This window comes from Flavobacterium arundinis, from assembly GCF_038289855.1.
Lineage (GTDB): Bacteria > Bacteroidota > Bacteroidia > Flavobacteriales > Flavobacteriaceae > Flavobacterium > Flavobacterium arundinis.
In genome coordinates, this window is the sequence record NZ_JBBYHR010000003.1 from 510,705 (window position 1) to 531,836 (window position 21,132).

General features: G+C 42.7%; 21 protein-coding genes. 7 read left to right on the forward strand and 14 right to left on the reverse strand.

All coding sequences use genetic code 11. The annotated features are described in order from the left end of the window. The first annotated feature begins 90 nt into the window (after nucleotides 1-90). Together AAEO56_RS07985 and AAEO56_RS07990 are read left to right on the forward strand one after the other, a co-directional pair. On the forward strand, nucleotides 91-819 hold the full coding sequence (locus AAEO56_RS07985) for a biotin--[acetyl-CoA-carboxylase] ligase (RefSeq protein WP_341696504.1): 729 nt from the start codon (nucleotides 91-93) through the stop codon (nucleotides 817-819). A gap of 81 nt (nucleotides 820-900) precedes the next feature. Then, nucleotides 901-1,452: a hypothetical protein gene (locus AAEO56_RS07990; RefSeq protein ID WP_341696505.1), complete on the forward strand. Its 552-nt coding sequence runs from the start codon at nucleotides 901-903 to the stop codon at nucleotides 1,450-1,452. Nucleotides 1,453-1,585: 133 nt separating this feature from the next. Here the strand turns inward: AAEO56_RS07990 and AAEO56_RS07995 are convergent, their stop codons facing one another. The 4 genes from AAEO56_RS07995 to pyrE form a co-directional block, all read right to left on the reverse strand. After that, nucleotides 1,586-2,284 (reverse strand): DUF4241 domain-containing protein, encoded by a 699-nt coding sequence (locus AAEO56_RS07995; protein WP_341696506.1) that lies wholly within the window; start codon nucleotides 2,282-2,284, stop codon nucleotides 1,586-1,588. A gap of 298 nt (nucleotides 2,285-2,582) precedes the next feature. Continuing rightward, nucleotides 2,583-3,110: a hypothetical protein gene (locus AAEO56_RS08000; RefSeq protein ID WP_341696507.1), complete on the reverse strand. Its 528-nt coding sequence runs from the start codon at nucleotides 3,108-3,110 to the stop codon at nucleotides 2,583-2,585. Nucleotides 3,111-3,202: 92 nt separating this feature from the next. Continuing rightward, entirely contained in the window at nucleotides 3,203-3,595 is a 393-nt protein-coding gene (locus tag AAEO56_RS08005; protein ID WP_341696508.1) for an SRPBCC family protein, read from the reverse strand. Between the two features lie 159 nt (nucleotides 3,596-3,754). Continuing rightward, nucleotides 3,755-4,396: an orotate phosphoribosyltransferase gene (gene pyrE / locus AAEO56_RS08010; RefSeq protein WP_341696509.1), complete on the reverse strand. Its 642-nt coding sequence runs from the start codon at nucleotides 4,394-4,396 to the stop codon at nucleotides 3,755-3,757. 7 nt (nucleotides 4,397-4,403) lie between these two features. Here pyrE and AAEO56_RS08015 point away from each other — a divergent pair, with 7 nt between their 5' ends. Continuing rightward, nucleotides 4,404-5,006 (forward strand): NUDIX hydrolase, encoded by a 603-nt coding sequence (locus AAEO56_RS08015; protein WP_341696510.1) that lies wholly within the window; start codon nucleotides 4,404-4,406, stop codon nucleotides 5,004-5,006. A gap of 158 nt (nucleotides 5,007-5,164) precedes the next feature. Here AAEO56_RS08015 and cphA read toward each other — a convergent pair whose 3' ends face one another. Continuing rightward, nucleotides 5,165-7,792 (reverse strand): cyanophycin synthetase, encoded by a 2,628-nt coding sequence (gene cphA, locus AAEO56_RS08020; RefSeq protein WP_341696511.1) that lies wholly within the window; start codon nucleotides 7,790-7,792, stop codon nucleotides 5,165-5,167. Between the two features lie 203 nt (nucleotides 7,793-7,995). Between cphA and AAEO56_RS08025 the strand changes: the two genes are divergently transcribed. The 3 genes from AAEO56_RS08025 to AAEO56_RS08035 all read left to right on the forward strand — a co-directional run bounded on the left by AAEO56_RS08025 (nucleotide 7,996) and on the right by AAEO56_RS08035 (nucleotide 10,094). Beyond that, nucleotides 7,996-8,892: a cyanophycinase gene (locus tag AAEO56_RS08025; RefSeq protein ID WP_341696512.1), complete on the forward strand. Its 897-nt coding sequence runs from the start codon at nucleotides 7,996-7,998 to the stop codon at nucleotides 8,890-8,892. Between the two features lie 81 nt (nucleotides 8,893-8,973). Continuing rightward, a complete protein-coding gene (locus AAEO56_RS08030) occupies nucleotides 8,974-9,816 on the forward strand; it encodes an isoaspartyl peptidase/L-asparaginase (protein ID WP_341696513.1) in 843 nt (280 codons plus the stop codon). Between the two features lie 14 nt (nucleotides 9,817-9,830). After that, nucleotides 9,831-10,094, forward strand: a complete 264-nt coding sequence (locus AAEO56_RS08035; protein WP_341696514.1) for a hypothetical protein — start codon at nucleotides 9,831-9,833, stop codon at nucleotides 10,092-10,094. Nucleotides 10,095-10,151: 57 nt separating this feature from the next. Here AAEO56_RS08035 and AAEO56_RS08040 read toward each other — a convergent pair whose 3' ends face one another. From AAEO56_RS08040 to AAEO56_RS08070, 7 genes are all read right to left on the reverse strand, one after another. After that, complete coding sequence (locus AAEO56_RS08040; protein WP_341696515.1) at nucleotides 10,152-10,907, reverse strand: hypothetical protein; 756 nt, start codon at nucleotides 10,905-10,907, stop codon at nucleotides 10,152-10,154. Continuing rightward, nucleotides 10,907-11,230 (reverse strand): hypothetical protein, encoded by a 324-nt coding sequence (locus AAEO56_RS08045; protein ID WP_341696516.1) that lies wholly within the window; start codon nucleotides 11,228-11,230, stop codon nucleotides 10,907-10,909. Before AAEO56_RS08045 ends, AAEO56_RS08040 begins: the two co-directional genes overlap by 1 nt. Before the next feature lie 493 nt (nucleotides 11,231-11,723). Beyond that, a complete protein-coding gene (rplT, locus tag AAEO56_RS08050) occupies nucleotides 11,724-12,068 on the reverse strand; it encodes a 50S ribosomal protein L20 (protein ID WP_341696517.1) in 345 nt (114 codons plus the stop codon). 95 nt (nucleotides 12,069-12,163) lie between these two features. After that, a complete protein-coding gene (gene rpmI / locus AAEO56_RS08055; protein ID WP_341696518.1) occupies nucleotides 12,164-12,361 on the reverse strand; it encodes a 50S ribosomal protein L35 in 198 nt (65 codons plus the stop codon). Between the two features lie 76 nt (nucleotides 12,362-12,437). Beyond that, nucleotides 12,438-12,986 carry a translation initiation factor IF-3 gene (gene infC / locus AAEO56_RS08060; protein WP_341696533.1) on the reverse strand — a complete coding sequence of 183 codons (549 nt, stop codon included), beginning with the start codon at nucleotides 12,984-12,986 and terminating at the stop codon, nucleotides 12,438-12,440. 29 nt (nucleotides 12,987-13,015) lie between these two features. Further along, nucleotides 13,016-14,962, reverse strand: a complete 1,947-nt coding sequence (gene thrS, locus AAEO56_RS08065; protein ID WP_341696519.1) for a threonine--tRNA ligase — start codon at nucleotides 14,960-14,962, stop codon at nucleotides 13,016-13,018. A gap of 572 nt (nucleotides 14,963-15,534) precedes the next feature. Next, nucleotides 15,535-15,717 carry a hypothetical protein gene (locus AAEO56_RS08070; protein WP_341696520.1) on the reverse strand — a complete coding sequence of 61 codons (183 nt, stop codon included), beginning with the start codon at nucleotides 15,715-15,717 and terminating at the stop codon, nucleotides 15,535-15,537. Between the two features lie 233 nt (nucleotides 15,718-15,950). On the opposite strand from AAEO56_RS08070, the gene AAEO56_RS08075 reads away from it, so the two are divergent. Beyond that, nucleotides 15,951-17,675, forward strand: coding sequence for a DUF262 domain-containing protein (locus AAEO56_RS08075; protein ID WP_341696521.1), 1,725 nt, complete (start codon nucleotides 15,951-15,953; stop codon nucleotides 17,673-17,675). A 662-nt stretch (nucleotides 17,676-18,337) separates the two neighbouring features. Here AAEO56_RS08075 and AAEO56_RS08080 read toward each other — a convergent pair. Beyond that, nucleotides 18,338-19,957: a DKNYY domain-containing protein gene (locus AAEO56_RS08080; RefSeq protein WP_341696522.1), complete on the reverse strand. Its 1,620-nt coding sequence runs from the start codon at nucleotides 19,955-19,957 to the stop codon at nucleotides 18,338-18,340. Between the two features lie 82 nt (nucleotides 19,958-20,039). After that, on the reverse strand, nucleotides 20,040-20,525 hold the full coding sequence (locus tag AAEO56_RS08085; protein WP_341696523.1) for a hypothetical protein: 486 nt from the start codon (nucleotides 20,523-20,525) through the stop codon (nucleotides 20,040-20,042). Between the last annotated feature and the right edge of the window lie 607 nt (nucleotides 20,526-21,132).

Genomic DNA, 21,132 nt, shown 5'->3' on the forward strand with positions numbered 1-21,132 from the left:
AATTTTATATATTTAGCAAAGTTACCATTTTTTGTATTTACTTTTGAACCTTAACACAAGATTAAAAGACTTAATACGTCATTATTTGTGATGAATATAATCAAACTCAGTGCCATTAACTCTACCAACGATTACCTGAAGGGCCTGCTGGGCGAAAGGTATGTTGAAAACTTCACGGTGGTGGCCGCCGAAAACCAGACACAGGGAAGGGGGCAGATGGGAGCCAAATGGGATGCCGAACCGGGCAAAAACCTTACATTTAGCGTATTGGTAAAAGATCTTCTCCTCGAAATAAATGAAATATTCAGCCTTAATGCCGCAGTAGCTGTTGGTATAACAGAAGCTATTCAGGAGTTCATAAAAAAAGAAATATGCATTAAATGGCCTAACGACATTTTGGCAGGGAATCATAAAATTGGCGGGATATTGATAGAAAACAGCATTAAAAACAATGGGGAGATCTATTCAATCATCGGTATTGGGATTAATGTCAACCAAAAAGATTTTACAGGACTTCCGAAAGCCTCGTCTTTGGCAGTCGCCGAAGGGAAGGTGTTTGATAAAGATGCCATCATGGTAGCTATTGTCGAAAAACTCAAACGGAATGTTTCGCGCATCCTAAATAAAGATACCGCCACAGTTTGGGACAATTACCATCAAAAACTTTACAAAAAAGATGTTCCCATGCCCTTTGAGAAAGACGGCCAGCGTTTTATGGGTATTATAAAAGGCGTGTCACGCGATGGTAATCTTGAAGTGCAGTTGGAAGATAATAGTGTCGCTTCATTTGGTTTGAAAGAAGTGGTGCTGCTTTATTAATTGTCAGTTCAAGCTAAATATTACTGAACAAAAAAATAAAGGCAACCAATAAATTATATTAAAATAAACATATCGCAAATTATGAAAGTCATTATACTTACGCTTACAATTTTATGCTTTGGCATCACCTATGCCCAAAAGGAAGGGCAGGACTTTTGTAAAGGCATACCTGATGGCGCTTATTTTCCATTGGACATTAAAGAAAAGAAATTATTATGGAGTGATACCTTTTATTTTGAAATGTTTGAAAAAGATACGATTATAAAAGGAAATAAGTACCTTAAGTTTAAACAGGTTTGGGAGAAAGGCGATAGTGACATTCTTTTATTCAGGGAGAAATCAGGTATTGTTTTTCAGTACTTTCCCGAAAATAACAAAGAAATTATACGTATAGATCCTTCTTTCAGGCCGGGCTATACCTGGAAAAATGAATTACGGAACTGTACCTTTACTCTTATAGGGTATGATGAAAAACTGGAAACCCCATATTGCCAATATAATGGGCTTCTTGCAATTAAAGCAGAATACCCGAAAGTTACTTATGTTTTTTATTATCAGAAAGGCTATGGCTATGTGGGTGCTACAAAAGATGGTAAAACAATCTCTGCTGCTTCTCCGGAATGGAAGGATTAACAATACGGCCTTACTTAAATTCTGCGTGTTGGAACAATTACCTCAAAATTTAAAAATGCTTTTATTAATTTCAGATTCCATTCAGCCTCATTAGAGGCAAGAGTGGAATCTGAAATCTACAATCTGAAATAGATTAATCCTCCAGCTCCTCGTCTTCTTCTTCAAAATCATTGATAAGGAAATCAACAACAAGTTCTATCGTATCATTATTTTCATTAACACCCCAGTATGCAGGGTAGTAGCCGTCGCCCCAGCCTGAAGCGAACATAATGGCATTATTATCAGAATCGGGGTTAGGGTAGTGGTCGTTCCAGTCCCCCAGCTGCCTGGAAAACGTGTTCTTGCCGGAATATTGCATAAACTCATCTGCGAGTATCTCGTCATAATAATTCGATTCCGGCTTATTGTCCTGTACCGCATCTATCTTTGCAATCAGTTCGGAATTGGTCTGCTCATCAAGGAAGCATGCCAGTCCGGATTCTACAGGGAAACCGTAAAATTCGTCTTCTCCAAGTTCATTGATCTCTTCAGCTGAAAGGTCGTTAGTGAGTGCAAGTATCCACTTTGATGCTTCTTCGGGGCGGAATTTTATCTTCGCATAAGCAATCCGGTGATGCAGCTCATCGACTTTTGCCACGTAAATATAAACAGGGTATTTGTCAGGTTCTACAGTACGCGAAAAAGGCTGCTGCTCTTCGGTGAAAAATGGATCGGCTACAATGATTCTTCCTGTAGGCAGGTTTACATCGCCAATATGGATCTCTGTCAGTTCCTGGCCGTTCATTTCATCATCAAGATCATAGGGCAGCTCAAAATCGTTAATATCTTTCATGGTGTGGTTTTTTTATTGGTACTAAAATTAATCAAAACAATGATGCCTGCCGCCACTTTATAAAATCTTTAACCACCAGTAGAAATTCTAAAAAAACAAAATTCAAAACAAAGCTCAGAAAAACCAACCAGGATCCCAAAAACTATTTTTCTGTAAGCCCGAGCCCATGTAGTTGTAAAGCCTCCGGATGATAGTTAATCACCATTCGTTCAGTTGCCGGCTTTTTATTTACTTGGAATTAATTGCAGGTGATTCCAAAATAAGAGATTAAGGTAACTCAACACGTGGCAGTTAAGGGCTATTTAGGGTCTTCTTCAAATGCTGGGCCTATTGGCTCGGGCAGTACAAGGTCCGGGCTTAGTGACGGTATGAGCTTTCGCATAGCTTGTGCGTTATTCTCGGAGCAGTCGATAAAATACCAGGTTGCGCCGTTATCGTTTGATACAGCGATCACATTGGTGAAAGCTGTTAGCTTGCCGCCCGGTATACGCATTTCTATCATCTCAGTGAAAGTGCATTGCATTTCGCCTTCTGCAAGCACTATTTTCGAGGGTGGGCCAAAGGTCACATTTAAAAAAATAACACCTTCAGCTTCAAATTCCTCGAAGCTCTTTTTTGTGTCTTCCACCATTTTAGCCTTGCCTCCCATCATCTGTACTACGGTAGGGTGACTGTACTTCACAAAAGAAGAATAATCCTTGGCGATAAAAGCCTTTCCCATAGCATCGGCCTGCGTGAGTATCACACTGTCCAGTGCACCGTTAACGCCCTGCGAATGCGCCGCGATGACGGCCATCATACAGAATAGCAGCAAGATTTTTCTCATAACGATAGGATAACGTTTGCATAAAAATATAAAAAAGCCTCTTAGTTTTTACTAAAAGGCTAATTTTTTAACGTAAGTGTAAAGAAATTACATTACAGCTTATGCATATTGTTTGCCAATGTCTCGATGAATTTAGATATAGGCCCTTTTATCATCATTGCCATCATCGCGTTGAATTCCCCTTCAAAAAATAACTGTACCTCACTACTGTCAGTGGCAGTTGCATTAATGTTTGCTGTCAGGGTAAACGGAAGCTTATCGCTTGCGGCGCCGAGTACCAGTTTGTTGGGCGCCTGCTTCTCCTTCATTTTTAACTTGATCTCAGGCATGCCTTTCAGCGCAAAAATGAACGACTCTTCGCCGGTCACTTCAAACTTCGCCGTGTTCTCCGGCATCAGCGTTTCAAAGTTCTTTACGTTGCTAAGGGCATCAAAAATATACTGGGCCGGTTTGTTTACGGTTACTTTAGGGCTTTCTAAATTCATTATTTCAGATTGTAGATTTTAGATTTCAGATTGAGCTTCACTCAAAATGGAATTTGATTATGTTCACTTTGCTATTAGTAATAATAATGATTCAGAATTTCTTTAATGCAGCATTTCAGGATTGAGTGAAATCTGAAATCTACGATCTGAAATCTGAAATTATTGTCCCCAGGTTGAAGGACTTTTCCTCCACTCTTTCAGGGTGTCCTGTTCTTTTTCGGTAATATATTGTTTCGCCACCGCTTCTTCAAGCAGGGTATCATAGTTGCCCAGCGTATGTAGCGTTACGTTTGCCTTTTTGAAATTCTCTACAGAAACATCAAAACCGTAGGTGAATATTGCTACCATGCCTTTTACGTTGGCTCCGGCAGCTTTCAGTGCGTCAACGGCTAGCAGGCTGCTGTTCCCGGTTGAGATAAGGTCTTCTACCACTACTACATTCTGGCCTTTCTGCAAAAAGCCCTCCACCTGGTTCTGGCGGCCGTGCTTTTTAGGCTCGGGGCGAACGTATACAAAAGGCAGCCCCATATATTCGGCCACGAGCATCCCAATGCCTATTGCCCCGGTAGCTACACCCGCAATAACATCGGGTTTGCCAAATTCTTTCTCGATATGCTTCGAAAATTCTTCACGGATATAGTTGCGGATAGGTGGAAATGAAAGGGTTATCCTGTTATCACAGTATATAGGAGATTTCCAACCCGAAGCCCATGTAAATGGAGTTTGCGGATTTAATTTAATTGCGTTTATTTGTAAAAGCAATTCAGCTGTTTTTTTAGCGGTGTCTGTATTAAAAATCATACTGCAAATGTATAAAGTTTTTGTAAACGATAAACCACTTTTTTTGACAAATCAGGTCGAGAAAGAAACCGATTTCCAGATGTTTTTACTGGAAAGCGTTGATATTGAGCAGCTCATCAAAAAGATGTTCAATAATAAGGTGCATAAAGCCTTTTTGTACTATCCTGATGAGAAAGAGATACTCAAAAAGCTCAAGGAAAAAATACCTGTTGCCAAGGCGGGCGGCGGTCTTGTTTACAACAATGAAGGCGAAGTGCTCTTTATTTTTCGTAACGGAAAGTGGGACCTCCCGAAAGGCGGTATAGAGAAAGGAGAAGAAATTGAGGACACGGCTATTCGTGAGGTAGAGGAAGAAACGGGGGTAAGCGGGCTAAAGATCGTACAGAAGCTGCAAAAAACCTATCATGTATTCAAAAGGAATGGTGTTTACAAGCTTAAAATCACACACTGGTTCGAGATGAAGACCAGTTACAAAGGAACGCTGGTACCTCAGGAAAACGAATGCATCGAAAAAGTTGCCTGGCTCAAACCTGAAGAGATTAAAGACGTGCTTAAGAATTCTTACGAAAATATAAAACTGCTTTTTGAAGGGGTTGAAGTTGAAAAATAATTCCGTTTCATTCAAATAAAATAGAAAGTGGCTTAAACTCTTTTAATCAAAAAAGTTTAAGCCACTTTTATAGTATATGAGGTAATTTAATATAGGAAATGCTTCAATTCAACTTAGCAGCCCGAAATTAAATATCCTGAACCTGTAGCTGTTTTTGGCTACTCACTCAATATTTCCTCATTCTCCCGGTCCAGATAGCCCTGTACAATATCAATGGCATTAGCAACCACATCGCTTAATGCGGTAATGTAGCTGCCGTCTTTCGCATTGTCAATGGCGTGCTTTATGGCATCAGTCTCTTTGGCAATTATCTCATATGAAACATCCTTTCCGGATTGCTTGATACCTTCAATAATGAGGCCGTTAATATTGTCGTCTGTGCGGCCTCTCAGGTGTTTTTCCTGGCGAATTATGATATGGTCGAACATTCGTGCAGCAATCTCGGCACATTCCCTTATATCTTCATCGCGCCTGTCGCCCACACCGGCGATGATACCTATCTTTTGGGTAGCTTCTACATTTTGCAGGAATTCCTCCACAGCGCGGTAGCCGGCAGGATTGTGTGCAAAATCGATGAGAACGCTAAACTTCCTGAAGTTGAAGATATTCATGCGGCCCGGTGTCTGTGCAGCACCAGGGATAAAGGTTTGCAATGAAAGGCTGATATCATCGGTCTTAAAGCCCCAAAGGTAGGAGGCGAGCGATGCAGCCAGCACATTAGCTATCATAAACTTCGCTTTGCCGCCTAACGTTAGCGGGACGTGCGAGGCCTTTTCGATGCGTATCTTCCATTCGCCTTTCTTTATTGTAATAAAGCCATCTTCGTATACGGCAGTCGTTCTTCCTTCTCTCGCCAGCTCTTTTATAAAAGCACTGTTTTCATCCATGCTGAAATAGGCTACGTTGCAATCCAGCTCTTTTCCTATTTTTATACATTCGGCATCATCACCATTCAGGATGGCCCAGCCGTCTTTTTTCACACTGCGCACTACCACGCGCTTCACCCGGGACAGGTCGTCCAGTGTATGGATGTCATTAAGTCCAAGGTGGTCTTCCTGTATATTCGTAATTATGCCAATATCACAACGGCTATAACCAAGCCCTGAACGCAGGATGCCGCCCCGTGCCGTTTCCAGCACTGCAAATTCTACAGTAGGGTCTTTTAAAATATATTCGGCGCTGAAAGGCCCTGTGGTATCGCCTTTTTCGAGCATATGGTTTTGCACATAGATACCGTCGGATGTGGTAAAGCCTACTTTAAAGCCATTGTTTTTTACAATATGGGCCAGTAGTCGGGTAGTGGTGGTCTTGCCGTTGGTGCCCGTAACCGCAAAAATAGGGATGCGGCTTGGCTTGCCAGGCGGGTACAGCATGTCGATAACCGGCGAGGCTACATTGCGCGGAAGCCCTTCTGAAGGTGCCAGGTGCATCCGGAACCCCGGTGCAGCATTAACTTCAAGAATTACACCGCCATTTTCTTTAAGCGGCTGCGTAAGGTTCTCAGCCATAATATCAATGCCGCAAACGTCCAGTCCTATAACCCTCGAAATACGTTCCGAAAGGAAAATGTTTTCAGGATGCATGAGGTCGGTAACATCTACAGATGTCCCGCCCGTACTCAGGTTTGCGGTCGATTTGAGATATACTATTTCATCCTGATGCGGAACGGTTTCCAGCGTATAGCCCATTTTTTCAAGCAGGTCGGTTGTATCCCTGTCGATGGTTATTTCGGTAAGCACGTTTTCATGGCCATAGCCCCTGCGCGGGTCGGTATTTTCTATGTCAATGAGTTCCTGTATCGTGTTTTTGGCGTTGCCTTTCACATGGGCGGGGACACGCTGTGCAGCAGCAACCACTTTATTGTCTATAACCAATACGCGAAAATCGAAACCGGTAATAAATTTCTCCACAATAACCCGCCGTCCGTATTTTTGTGCAAATACAAGACCTGCTTTGGCATCTTCGAGGTTTGTTACATTGATAGAGGCGCCTTTACCGTGGTTGCCGTCAAGCGGTTTCAGCACTATTGGGTAGCCTATTTTTTCAATGATACCTTCCAGTTCCTCCTCTTCGGTACAGATGCCGCCACCTGCAACGGGGATTGAAGCAGCCTCGAGCATGCGCTTTGTAGCCTCTTTATTGCAGGCAATATCAACGGCGATATGGCTTGTCTTATTAGTTATCGTTGCCTGGAAACGCATTTGGTTGATGCCGTAACCAAGCTGAACCAGGGAGTTGCTCCCCAGCCGTATCCAGGGGATGTCGCGTGCTACAGCTTCTTCTACGATGCTGCCGGTACTTGGCCCAAGCCTGTCGCGTTCACGTATCTTGCGCATCTCTTGTATATCGATATCAATATCATATTCAGTTCCGGCAATCAGCGCTTCGGCAATGCGTACCGAGGCCTCGGCAGCATAAATACCGACATTTTCTTCAAGGTAACTAAAAACTACATTGTAAATGCCGGGCGTTTTGGTTTCGCGCGTTCGCCCATAACCGGTTTCCATACCGGCAAGTGTCTGTATCTCAAGGGCAATATGTTCTATAACATGGCCCATCCAGGTGCCGCGTTCAATACGCATAAAAAAGCCGCCTCTCACTCCTTCAGAGCAACGGTGCGTTACCAGGGATGGAAGAAGGGCTTCGATACGCTCGCGGAAGCCCGGTATCAGATTGGTAGGTGTTTGTTCGGTCTCTTCAAGGTCAAGGCGCATCTGGATGAGCTTTTTCCTGTAAACGCTCCAAATGTTAGGCCCGCGCAGCGCCTGTATTTTCATTATCTTCATAAACGGTAAAGGGTAAGTTAGAGGTGTTTATAGGTGTTTTTTTGGTTATTCTTAATGATTGGGACAGGTCGGCAATTCATCGTCAGAAAATTAATTAAAAAAATATTTAAAATACACGATTTATGGATTTTTTTTATAAATTTCTTTTAAGGTAACTTTAACATAAAGGAAAATGTTATTTTATTTTTAATTATTTTTGGCGCATGAATGTACTTGGAAAACTTATAATCATAGGTGGAGCTGTTGATAAAGGCAGCTTTACAGAAGCTACTTTTGACGCTAATGTTGCCAACAACCTCAATTTTTTTGAGACCGGCATCATGCGCCGAATCATACGCGAATCAAAACATAACGAGGAATCAAGGATAGAGGTAATAACCACGGCATCAGTAGTGCCGCGTGAGGTTGGGCCGGAATATGTAAAGGCTTTCGAATACCTTAAGGCCAAAAATGTAGGCCTTATGCATATCGAAAAGCGGGAACAGTGTTCTGATCCTGAAGTACTGGCACGCATACAGGCTGCCGATGTGGTGATGTTTACCGGCGGTGACCAGCTAAGGCTGACATCGATACTTGGCGGTACAAAGCTGCACGATATCATACTCGACAAATTCCAGAATGAGGAGTTTATCTATGCAGGTACTTCTGCAGGTGCTGCTGCGGCATCTAATAATATGATCTACCAGGGAAGCAGCCATGAGGCTTTGCTGAAGGGCGAAGTAAAGATTACGAGCGGCCTGAGCCTGATACAGAATGTAATTATAGATACGCACTTTGTGCACCGCGGCCGTATCGGAAGACTATTCCAGGCTGTAGTAGGCAACCCCCGTGTCCTGGGAATTGGCCTTGGAGAAGATACCGGCCTGTTGATTACCGGCGACGGCAAGATGGAAGCGATAGGCTCCGGGCTTGTAATCCTGGTGGACGGCCGAAATATAAAGGATACCAACCTCACTCAGGTAGAGCTGGGCAGGCCGATATCCATTAATGGCCTTACGGTGCATGTAATGAGCATGTATGATATTTACGACCTGAATACGCACGCGCTTGAAATACACAACTCACAATATTTTTCACCACTTATCACTTCGGCAGAATAAAACCATCTGGACCTGTCCCTGTCCAAAGGGAAGGGTACTTAAATGGGAAAGCCTGCATAGCAATGTAATATCATTATTCTTATGAAAGTTATCATCCATGGCGGTTTTTTCAGTGAATCGCATACCGACCCACAGACCAAGCTTGCCAAGCAGGAAGCCATGAAGGCGATTGTGAAAGAGTCGTATAGCTATCTTAAAGATCATACGGCACTCGAAACAGTGGTATATGCCGTTTCGCTGCTGGAAGACAATGAGCTGTTCAATGCAGGTATCGGTTCACAGATACAAAGCGATGGGAAAATACGCATGAGCGCCGCCATTATGGATGGCACGACCCAAAAAATGAGCGGGGTTATCAATATTGAAGATGTGAAAAATCCTATACAGGTGGCTTTGAAACTTATGCCTTCTGACGACCGCGTGCTGGGTGGGAGTGGGGCGACCGACTTTGCCCGTCATAATGGCTTTGAGGTTTTTTCGACTGAGATCCCACAACGCCGTGCTGAATATGAAGCCAAACTGGGAACTAAAGGGCTGGGCACCGTGGGATGTGTGGCTTTGGACAAAGATGGAAAAATAGCTGTTGCGACCTCTACAGGCGGCAAGGGCTTTGAAATTCCGGGACGCATATCCGATTCGGCTACCGTGGCAGGGAATTATGCCAATGCTTTCTGTGGTGTGAGCTGTACGGGCGTAGGCGAGGACATTGTGAGCAATGCTACCTCCGCAAAAATAGTAACCCGCGTTACCGATGGCATGCCAATCAATGAGGCATTCGCCAAAACGTTCGAAGAGCTAAAGCCTTACGATGGCTTTGCAGGAGCTATCGCGATAGATAACAAAGGGAATATGTACCATCAGGATTCGCACCCAAGTATGGTTTTCGCGAGTTATGACGGGGAGGATATTGAGGTGTTTGGCTAAACTTTGTTTATATAATGGTATTTAACCTCATTATACTATTTATACCCATTACTGCTTATATGTACATAGGCTATGGGCGCATCTACAGGAGCCACAGCATTTTTAACAAACGCTGGCCTGATATAAAAGAGATGAATATCGCATTGGCAAGCCCGGCTGTTTCTTCGAGGCTGAAAGGAAGTATTCTTCGCTTTAAGTACTTGGCATTTAGTTACTATATTCTTTTGGCTCTTACTATCATAAGTTACATTTATCTCGCGATGGCTTCTTTAGTTTAAAATGTGTTACAGCAATCTTAAACTACTCTGCGGGAAAGTCAGAGCCTTGATGATAGATTATTCAAACCGTATTTTCTCAGGATATCTCTTTATAAATTCCATGCTTTGTTCAAAATATTTCAGCATCGTGGAGTTGAGCAAATTTTTCCATACCGCTTCCTCATCACGATAAATACACAGCCAGGCCATGGCATAGGCTATAACCTGCTCGGGCAGGTAGCCCGTTCTTGATATGCTCCATCCATTGCTTTTTACGTCTGAATATTTTGTAAAGGTAAAATGATTATTTCCTAAAAATATCCCGAATCCATACACGATAGCTACAAGATCGGTAAGGTATTCGTCGTTCACATCGGTACGTCCTTCGCCTAAGAGAATATGGTGTGCCAATTCGTGCGACATAGTAGCCACAAGTGCCTCAGGATCCTTTAGCTGTGAGCGCTCAATGTGTATCCTGGTGCTATCTTCAGTCTCTTCATAAAGTCCTGCCGCCGTGTTCCATTTTCCATGGATATCGGCAGGTGAGGAAAGCAATGTCCCGTCAGCCATATTTACAGGTTCATCAGAAAAGAATTCAAGTTGAAATCTGTCGTCCACAATATCCATATAGATCTTTGTCTGGTTAAGGATGAACGCAGCGTCAGTTTCAGATCCCGAGAAATCATTATCATAGAATTCCTTGTTAGGGAGAATGGTATACAGGCTTTTAAAATGTTCTGTACCAAATTCATTGCTTAGCATTAATAATCCTTCTTCTACCCACTCCTTATCTTCTTCGGTTACCGGCAGTTTTAATTTCTTATTCCAAAACATTACTCTTTCACTTTTACCGGGATTTCCCCATATGTTGAATAACCTCCGATCTTAGCCAGATTTACATTGACATTCAGTTCATCGTAGGTTTTAATGCCAATGAGATTCACATCTGTAGGGGTGGTCATTTTCACATTGATGCTGCCGTCTTTATTTAAAGGAACTAATCCATAGCCAGGTTTTTCTACAAAATCCGCTGAAGGCTTCGTTGCGGGCTCACTGGCATATGCCAGTGGCAGAAGGTCTATTTTCTCAATGACATTGATGACCATACAGGCAGCAATGATGGTTAGGATGATCTTTGTGTAGCGGTCGGTTTTCATAAGCTTGTATTTTAATGGTTTACGTAAAGGTAGAGAAATGTGTTTAAAAATTTACAGGGTACACACTCCTAACCCTCTCAAAAGGGGAAGAGCTACGCTCATGCCGATAATGAGATGTGGTTTTTGGGTTTGAGTAAGCGCGTATGAGTGTTCCCCTCTTGAGAGGGGTTAGGGGTGTGTTATCTCTACCACCTCGGAACCACTACATATTGTTATGTCCGTTCGCGTGAGGGACAGGAGCGGCATCCCCCGCCTTTTTCGGCGGGGATACAGCGGATGGCCCGGCCCGAGCGTTGGCCTTTGGAAGGGAAGGGGACACGCCCAAATCAGTTTATAATCGCAGTTACAGTTTTCAGTTAACTTGGAGTAAGAGATTCTTCGACTTCGCTTTGCTTCGCTCAGAATGACAATCGTATCAAAACAAAAAAACCGCTCATTGCTGAACGGGTTCTTTGAAGTAAGTAAGATAAATATATTGTTTATAAAACGTTTTTTATTTAACCTGGTTTACTATGGCAGTAAACGCTTCAGGGTGGTTCATGGCAAGGTCGGCAAGAACTTTACGGTTCAATTCGATATTTGCTTTTTTCACCTGGCCCATGAATTGAGAGTAGCTCATTCCGTGTAGCCTTGCACCAGCGTTGATACGCATGATCCACAAAGCGCGGAAGTTCCTCTTTTTTTGTTTTCTGTCACGGTAAGCATAAACCATTGCTTTTTCTACCGCGTTTTTGGCTACTGTCCAAACGTTTTTACGACGGCCAAAGAAACCTTTGGCCTGCTTCATTACCTTTTTTCTTCGGGCTCTTGAAGCTACTGAATTTACTGATCTTGGCATAATTTTAAATTGTTTTTGTAGCAGGCGTCCCGTGTTACCGGAAACTTAATGGCCATACTCCAGGGTTATTAATTGTGTTAACCGACAGCGGCTTATTAGATAAGCCTTAATTGCTGTTTAACGCTCTTCTCATCTGTTGGGTGAACCAATGTAGAGTGAGTAAGGGCTAGCTTGCGCTTCTTAGATTTTTTTGTCAGGATGTGACTCTTGTAAGCGTGCTTTCTTTTGATCTTTCCGGAGCCTGTAACTTTGAATCGTTTTTTGGCGCTGGATTTGGTTTTCATTTTAGGCATTTTCTTCCTTTATTTAATTTATTCTTACTTACTATTTTATTGCCGTTCTCACTCCCCCTTCGGGGGTTGGGGGGCTTTACTTCTTCTTCTTCGGAGCGATGAACATGATCATCCTCTTTCCTTCAAGCACAGGCATAGCCTCTACTTTTCCCCATTCTTCAAGATCAGTGGCCAGCTTTAGCAAAAGTATCTGTCCCTGTTCTTTATAAATGATCGAGCGGCCTTTGAAGAATACGAATGCTTTCAGCTTAGAACCTTCTTTCAGGAACTTCTCGGCATTCTTCCTCTTGAAGTCATAATCGTGCTCGTCTGTCTGCGGGCCGAAGCGTATTTCCTTTACAACAATCTGCGTCGACTTTGCCTTTAGCATTTTGTCGCGCTTCTTCTGCTCGTAAACAAACTTCTTGTAATCCATAATCTTGCATACGGGCGGTTCGGCATTAGGCGAGATCTCAACAAGGTCGAGCTCGAACTGGTCTGCCATCTGTAGTGCTTGCGAAGTTTTGTAAACTCCCGGCTCCACGTTTTCCCCAACAAGCCTTACTTCCGGTACACGGATAGCGGCATTGGTCCTGTGTGCATCTTTTTTTTCTACGCGGGGCTGATAGCCCCTGTTGTTTCTAATTGCTATGGCTTTAAAAATTTAAGTTAAACTTAGAATGTTTTTAGTGTTTTATCTATTTCTGCCTGCACTTCTGCGGCAAATTGTTCAATCGTCATGCTTTGGTTCGACTTGCCGGCATCGCCGTGGCGACGTACGGAAATAGTCCCGTTTTTCTCCTCTTCCTCGCCAACGATCAGCATAAACGGCACTTTCTGTACCTCTGCTTCACGGATTTTTCGTCCGATAGTTTCATTTCGGTTGTCGATGAGGGCGCGAATTTCGTGATTTTCCAGCAATTCTAAAACTTTTTTAGCATAATTTTCATATTTCTCACTAAGAGACAGTATGATAGCCTGCTCAGGCATTAGCCAAAGCGGGAAATTGCCGGCGGTATTTTCGAGCAAAATCGCGATAAATCTTTCCATGGAACCAAATGGCGCACGGTGGATCATTACAGGGCGGTGCAGTTCGTTGTCGGAACCCTTGTAGGTCAGGTCAAAACGCTCCGGAAGGTTATAATCTACCTGGATGGTTCCCAACTGCCATTGGCGGCCAAGCGCATCCTTTACCATGAAGTCAAGCTTAGGGCCATAGAAGGCAGCTTCACCATATTCTACCACAGTGTTAAGGCCTTTGTCGCGGGCAGCATTGATGATGGCATTCTCAGCCTTCTCCCAGTTCTCATCAGACCCGATGTATTTCTCGCGGTTCTCCTGGTCACGAAGCGATATCTGTGCGCTGAAATTCTCAAAACCAAGCGAGCTGAATACATAAAGCACCAGGTCGATCACGTTCTTGAACTCGGCATCCAATTGGTCCGGCGTACAGAAGATGTGCGCATCGTCCTGAGTAAACCCGCGAACGCGTGTCAGGCCGTGAAGTTCGCCACTCTGCTCGTAACGGTATACGGTACCGAATTCAGCATAACGCTTCGGAAGGTCTTTGTATGACCATGGTTTTGTATTGTATATCTCGCAGTGGTGCGGGCAGTTCATCGGCTTCAGCATAAATTCCTCGCCCTCGTTCGGGGTGCGGATAGGCTGGAAGCTATCGGCGCCGTATTTGGCATAGTGGCCGGACGTTACATACAGTTCCTTGCTGCCAATGTGCGGCGTTACCACCTGCTCATAACCTGCTTTTTTCTGTGCTTTTTTCAGGAACTGCTCCAGGCGGTCGCGTAGTGCGGCGCCTTTCGGAAGCCACAAAGGCAAGCCCTGCCCAACCTTGCTGCTGAAAGCAAAAAGGTCAAGTTCTTTACCCAGTTTCCTGTGGTCGCGACGTTTGGCTTCTTCAAGCAATTCAAGGTATTCGGTAAGGTCTTTCTGTTTCGGGAAAGAGATGCCGTACACCCTTGTCAGCTGCTTGTTTTTCTCGTCACCGCGCCAGTACGCACCGGCTACGCTCATGATCTTCATCGCCTTTATGATGCCGGTGTTCGGGATGTGCCCGCCGCGGCAAAGGTCGGTAAAGGTAGCATGGTCACAAAAGGTTATCGTACCGTCCTCAAGGTTCTCGATAAGCTCTACCTTATACTCATTATTCTCCTTTTTATAGAAATCAAGCGCATCAGCCTTAGAGGCTTCACGCATCGTGAACTCATATTTTTCGCGGGCGATGGCAAGGAAGCGGTCTTCGATAGCTTTGAAGTCTTTGTCGGTAACTACATGGTCGCCGAAATCAACATCATAGTAAAAGCCGTTTTCGATGGCAGGGCCTATGGTGAGCTTGATGCCCGGGTACATTTCCTGCAGGGCCTGCGCCAAAACGTGCGAAGACGAGTGCCAGAAAGCTTTTTTGCCGTCCTTGTCGTTCCAGGTATATAATATTAGGGAGCCGTCGGTCGTCAGCGGTGTTTTCGTTTCAACGGTTGTACCATCAAAGGAAGCAGAAATCACGTTCCTTGCTAATCCTTCACTAATGCTCATGGCAACGTCCATGGGAGTAACCCCCGCGTCGAACTTCTTCACCGAACCATCCGGCAATGTAATATTTATCATTGTTTTAAAAAATTATAGTGTGCAAAGATAGCAGAATAACACTACACAAACAAGGTATATTTTTTTGCTTTCGAAAGGTTATTTTAACGTGTGTCCGTGTCATTTCGAACAAAGCTTGCGGCGTTGAGAAATCTCTAAAATTATGCCTTATGATTATGGCTGTTGAATAATCAGGAGCGAATGGTTTTGGCATTTTTGCAATCGTCATTCCCGCCCTTCGCTTTATCTGCCTCCGCAGGCTGCGGCAGGATACCGCGGCGGTCGGGGCTAAACGGAAAGTTGGTTTTGTATTGGGAGGGCTTAGTCCAAAGTTGACGGTTACACTTCCGGTAGGAGTGAAGCTATTTCCCTTTTGGGGGTTAGGGGGCACGGAGCGTGGCAATCTTTACTTCGGCACAATTGGAAAGTAGTGTGTTAAACTCATGCTGCCAGAGGAAAGATTGCTTCGTGCCTCGCAATGACAGCTACACTCAGGCGTGCTTCCGAAACGGGGACAAGTGCGGCAGTTTCCCCTTTGGGGGCTAGGGGGCTTTGAGTGAAGCTACTCCCCCTTTGGGGTTAGGGGGCTGGACTTACCAGGCGTGTGTACCACCCGCCGAAGCGACAGATATGCAAATCACGATAATAGATAAGGTGATGATAACGCCCCAAACAATACGCCCGTAGCCTGTTGTGCCATAGCGGTAGTCAGTATCATTTTCTAATTGTGCGTAAACTAACGTTTTTTTTCTGTATTTGGTGATGTTCTTCGGCATGGTCATTCTTAAATTAGCAATTTCTGTAAAGATGCGTAATTTAATGTTTTTATTGTATTAATCGGATGTTAATTCACAAAATTTTGGGTTTGGATATTAAATAATACATTTCATATGTTCTATCTAACCTATGTCTATTACTTAGTTTTTATCTAAATTTGTGATCATTAATAGTTAAATTACATTTAACTACCTAATCAAACTGAAGTGGGCATAAAATCAATTTATAGAATATGGGACAATTTAAAGATTTATCAATCAAAGACGTCATCGAAGAAATCAATCAAAGCTATTTTCTGCCTGACATTCAACGTGAATACGTTTGGTTAAAAAAGGCAGATGAAAGAAAAATTGAGCAGCTTTTTGATTCTGTATTAAGAGGTTATCCTATTAGTTCATTTTTATTTTGGAAACTGAAAAAGTCAGATATTGAAACTAACAAAGAAAATAGAGAAGTTACAGACAAACTAAATTTTCAACTGTATAAGTTTCTCGAAAAGTATGATGAAAGAGAAGTTCATAATGTGAAAATAAACATTGAGCAAGTAAATTCAAACGATCTTCATATTGTTCTTGACGGACAACAAAGACTTACGTCACTGTATGTAGGCCTTAAAGGAAGCAGAACGCTAAGACGAAAAAAAGGATGGGTTGATAATCCAAATGCTTATGAAGAAAAGAAATTGTTTTTGAACCTTAAACATAAACCTGAATTCGATAATCCCGAGGATAATTTTGATTTTCAATTTCTAAGAACAGACGAGAGAACTAACACAGAAGATAAATTTTGGTTTAAAGTTGGGGATATTTTAGAAATGAGTAGTGTTATTTCATACGTTAGAGACAATAATCTATCCGATATAGAAGCTGAAAATTTAGAAAAATTAAAAGAAGTTTTTTGTATTCAAAAACAGATTTCATATTTTGAAGAAACTGAAAAAAGTTTAGACAAAGTTCTTAAAATTTTCATTCGTGTTAATAGCGGGGGAACCCAATTATCGTATTCAGACTTATTAATGTCAATTTTGACGGCAAACTTTTCGTCAGATATTAGGGACTTAATGAACAAACTTGTCGATTCATTGTGGGAACAAGGATTTGGTGGGATGGGAAGAGATCAAGTTTTGAAAACTTGTTTAATGTTGACTGAAAGTCAACATATTTTTGCATTAAAAAATTTTAGTAAAACAAATATTCATAAAATTGAGGACAATTGGGAAAGGATAACTAATCAAATTTATGCGGCAATTAACTTGTTGAAAGAATTTGGGTATCGTAACAAACTTACTTCTGCATATATTATCTCGTCACTTGCGTTCTACCTTTTTAAATACAATAATGTATCTGAAGATGACAAAATCGAAATGCTGAAATTTGTAAGATTAGCACAAATAAAAAGCTATTTCACAACTTCATTAGACAATAAACTTGAAATCGTTGCTAAAGCAATTAGGAATAACAATACATTTAAACTTGTTAATCTGGAATTAGCAAATAATCAACTTCACCCTTTGGCACTATCAGAGGATGATATAGAAAGAATGGTTGATTTACAATATGGATCACCTGCTATTTTACCTATCTTACAAATTTTGTATCCTCATTTAGATTACAAAAATTCTACTTTCCACATCGATCATATTTACCCAAGATCAAAGTTCAGTACCAAAAATGAGTCACTAGATCAAAATTATTTATGGAAAGCAAATTATTTGTACAACCTTCAACTTTTGCAAGGAGACGAAAATAATAGCAAAAGAGCAAAAGACCCAGAGGTTTGGATATCTGAAGATTTAAAGACCATGGACAAAGTTTCAGACTATAAACTTAAAAATTATATAAAACAAGATTTATTATTGGATTGGAAAAATATCGAAGAATTTGACAAGCATAGAGCTGCGCAATTAATAATAGAACTAAAAACAATATTATTAAACAAACAGGTTCAACTATTATAAAGGTTTTGACAACAATAAACCCACTAGCGCAGGTTTGCCATCCGTGCCGGTAAGTTAGCGCCCAACCCAAACAAAACCAAACCCTTCCCCATAGCCCCGATAGAGCCGGTATCCTGCCGTAGCCTGCGGAGGCAGATAAAGGCGAAAGTGGGAAAGGCCACTCCAAAAAAGCCTGAGCCATTCCGCTACAAAAGAAGCTGTTCTCCATTATTAATATGCCTCCTTGTTCCAGGGAGGAAATTCCACTCCTACCCAAAACAGTTCCCATAAATGCCGGCAGCACACCGGCACGGGTGAGGTTTGGGCATTAGGGAAGGTTTTTGTACGGTCTGTTTCCTTTTATTGTGTGTTTTGGTAGCGTTATGTAGGTATAACGAACAAAAAAAGGGTGCGTACTGCATGTATTTAGTGTTAATAAAAAGCCAAATGTCCGAATAGTACAAATGTCGAGAATGTCAGTTCTTTGAAATACAGCGTGTTGAGTAAAATTAGATTGTTTGGGAGTGCAAATACGGTTTAAAAAATATATACCTAAATATAATATTTTTTAAAAATATCTGATTGCCGGTATCCTGCCGTAGCCTGCGAAGGCAGATAAAGGCGATATCCTGCTATGAACAGATGCTAATCCAACAACCATCAACTGGCAACCGACAACCAAATTACTCCAAAACGAACCCCGCCAGCTTCGGGTCCCATGACTCCTTAAAGTCTTTGCCCAGGAATTTCACGGTGAATTCAGGGGAAGTAGTCTCTATAAGGTAGTACCCTTCGGAATTCCTGAAAAAGTAATAATCGCTGCCAGACCTGGTATCCTGGCCGCAGCCCATACGGTAACCGGAAAAAACTGCCAGCAACTCCACATTTTTGCTCCCCAATAGCGGCTTTTCATTATAGTACACGTTATCCTTGTCTTTTATAAAACCGTCTTGTATTGCAGTTGCGGTGGCGGCATCTGCAGGGAGTATCATGAATTTTGGGTAAATGTTGTAAACATGGTTTTTATCTTTAACAATAGTATAGCTCAGCATGGCAAAAGTGGCAACATCGATCTCCTTAAATTGCTGTATTTGCCCGGCATTGCGCCACGTGATGATGTTGTCCTGTATATAAAAAACCTGGTTGATCCTTGTTATAGGCGAGTTGTGTCCATGCGCGTCGTTCAGTTCCAGTTTGCCCTGCTTCAATAAAGATATCTGTTCCGAAGTAAGGTTTTTATACAGTTTCTTATCCCATGGATCGTACGCCTGGTTGTTGTATACAATGTAGCGGCTGTTGTCCGTAATGAACATATTGGCCTTGCTCACGGGCGTGGTATAGCTGAACGGGAACTTCACATTGATTACGATTTGCCTGGCTTCTACCCACTCGCGCTCATAAACACCTTTTTTGTCATAACAGAAATCGGAGTGGGGGAGCATCCCAAACGTTTTAGCATCAAAATCCTTTTCCAGTTGCCTGGCGCCCGCATATACATGGATACCGTCAGACACATAAGCCCGGTTCACCTGGTCCCACACCTTTATATTTTTGAAGTTGGCCGGCTTTATAGGCGACTTCTCGTTTTGCCAATATACAAAATTCTTATCCATTGAATAGGACCGCGACAAACCTTTTAGCGTAGCGGGATCCATGCCGGGAATAGGCTGCAGTTGCTTATTGATTACCGCTGTCGATGTTTTTGCCAGCCCATCGTTTATGGGTTTTACTTTTTGGCCTTTATACATCAGGGGCTTGCCTTCAAGGTACACATAGTTCTTATCATACACCCAGTTGGAACAGGTCTTGTTCACAGTAGCGCCATCCGAACCCTCGATCTTGGTGACTTTTGTATCGAAATAATAAATAGAATTCTTGTCTTTAAAGTATTGCCCGTTCATGCATTCTATAGCCGAAAAGGTCGCGACATCCACACCGGTTATTTCCTCAAGGTTACAATAGGTTTTATCCTTGTTCTTCCAAAGCCATGTATAACCGCCGTAATTATTGTTGCGGCCCACGACCTGAAATCCTGTAGTATCAATAGCCATCAGCATCCCCTGGAAATAAATGCCGTTCTTGTCCATTGCCACCCCGATCTCATTGTATTTGGGTTGGCGAAACGTAGCTATGTCAGCGGTCACTATCTTCCGCGTTTTGCAGTCTTGATAAATAATGCTGTTATCGTTGACGATATAGACCGGGCTTTCTAAATAGGTACACTGCGAAAAGCCCTGTATCAGGGTTTGCGCGTGCGTAGCCCCGGAGCTTATCAGCAGCAGGATGGGTAGCATTCTTTTCATACCTTATATATACGTGCAACATTTGCAGCTACCCTAACGCCGGCAGGATAAAATTGTTGTGTTACAAATTCGACTTGCAGTATTAATGGTCGTCGTTCTCTGCTTCAGTAGCAGAAGGCGTGCTGCCATTATCGTTCCTGATTTCGGTATGCCTTATCTCGCCGCCTGTAGTTCCGGTAACCCTCCCAAAGTAAAGTGCAGCTGCAGCAACTAGTATAACAACTATAGCAATGCCATTCGAGAATTTTTTACGTTTCCAGTTGGCCCACAATCCCAACAACGACAGAATACCTAATGCATGTGAAAATAAGGCAAAGGTTTCGGCAGCCTCTTCGTGCTCATGGATCAGGTGATGGTCAGAGCCCAGTTTTTCCATAACCTGTTCCGCGCCCTCACCACTGGAGAAAGCGACAAACGTGCTCAATGCACCAATAATAAAAAGGAAGTAAGCGGTGCGCTTAACGATTTCCGACTTAAATATAAAGCCGCCTATCAATACTAGCAGCGCGATCCCTGGAATAATAATAGGCAAATGGTTTACCGTAAGGTGAAAATGAGCATCATTCATAATAGTTGTTTTAGGTTACTAAAGTAGGGATTTTTATAACAGGCTGTATTCTGCGGCCAATTTTTTGATTCAGCACTACGCTATATATAAGGAGCGAAAGTTATGGGTATTATCAGCCATCCCTTTTCCTGCCCTCGCCTTTATCCCTTCGCTGCGCTACGGGGATACCGTCTCGGTCAGGGCTAGTAGCCATCTATCCGAATATTTGTAATGTTTGTTAGGTGTATCCCAATACAATATGGTTATGCAAATACCGGCTGAGTAAGCACGTCTCGCTCCCCTCTCCTTGGGAGAGGGGCCGGGGGAGAGGACTATTCAGACTCCATTTGCGTCATCCTTATATATATGATGAACACCGTTCTCACTCCCTCTCCTTTGGAGAAGGGCCGTGGGTGAGGTCTTTCCTACCTTTGCCGCAGGCGCAAAAACCTCTGTGGCCTTGGTTGGCTATACTTATATAGCGATAGAAAAAGTCTTTGTGCACCTTTGCGTCTTCTTTGCGAATCTTCGTGTAATAGCTTCCTTATATAAGCGGCCTCCAAAAAACTTCAAAAAAACTTTCATCTTCAAAAAGCGAAGCGTCAACAAGTTAAGTAAACGTTAAGAA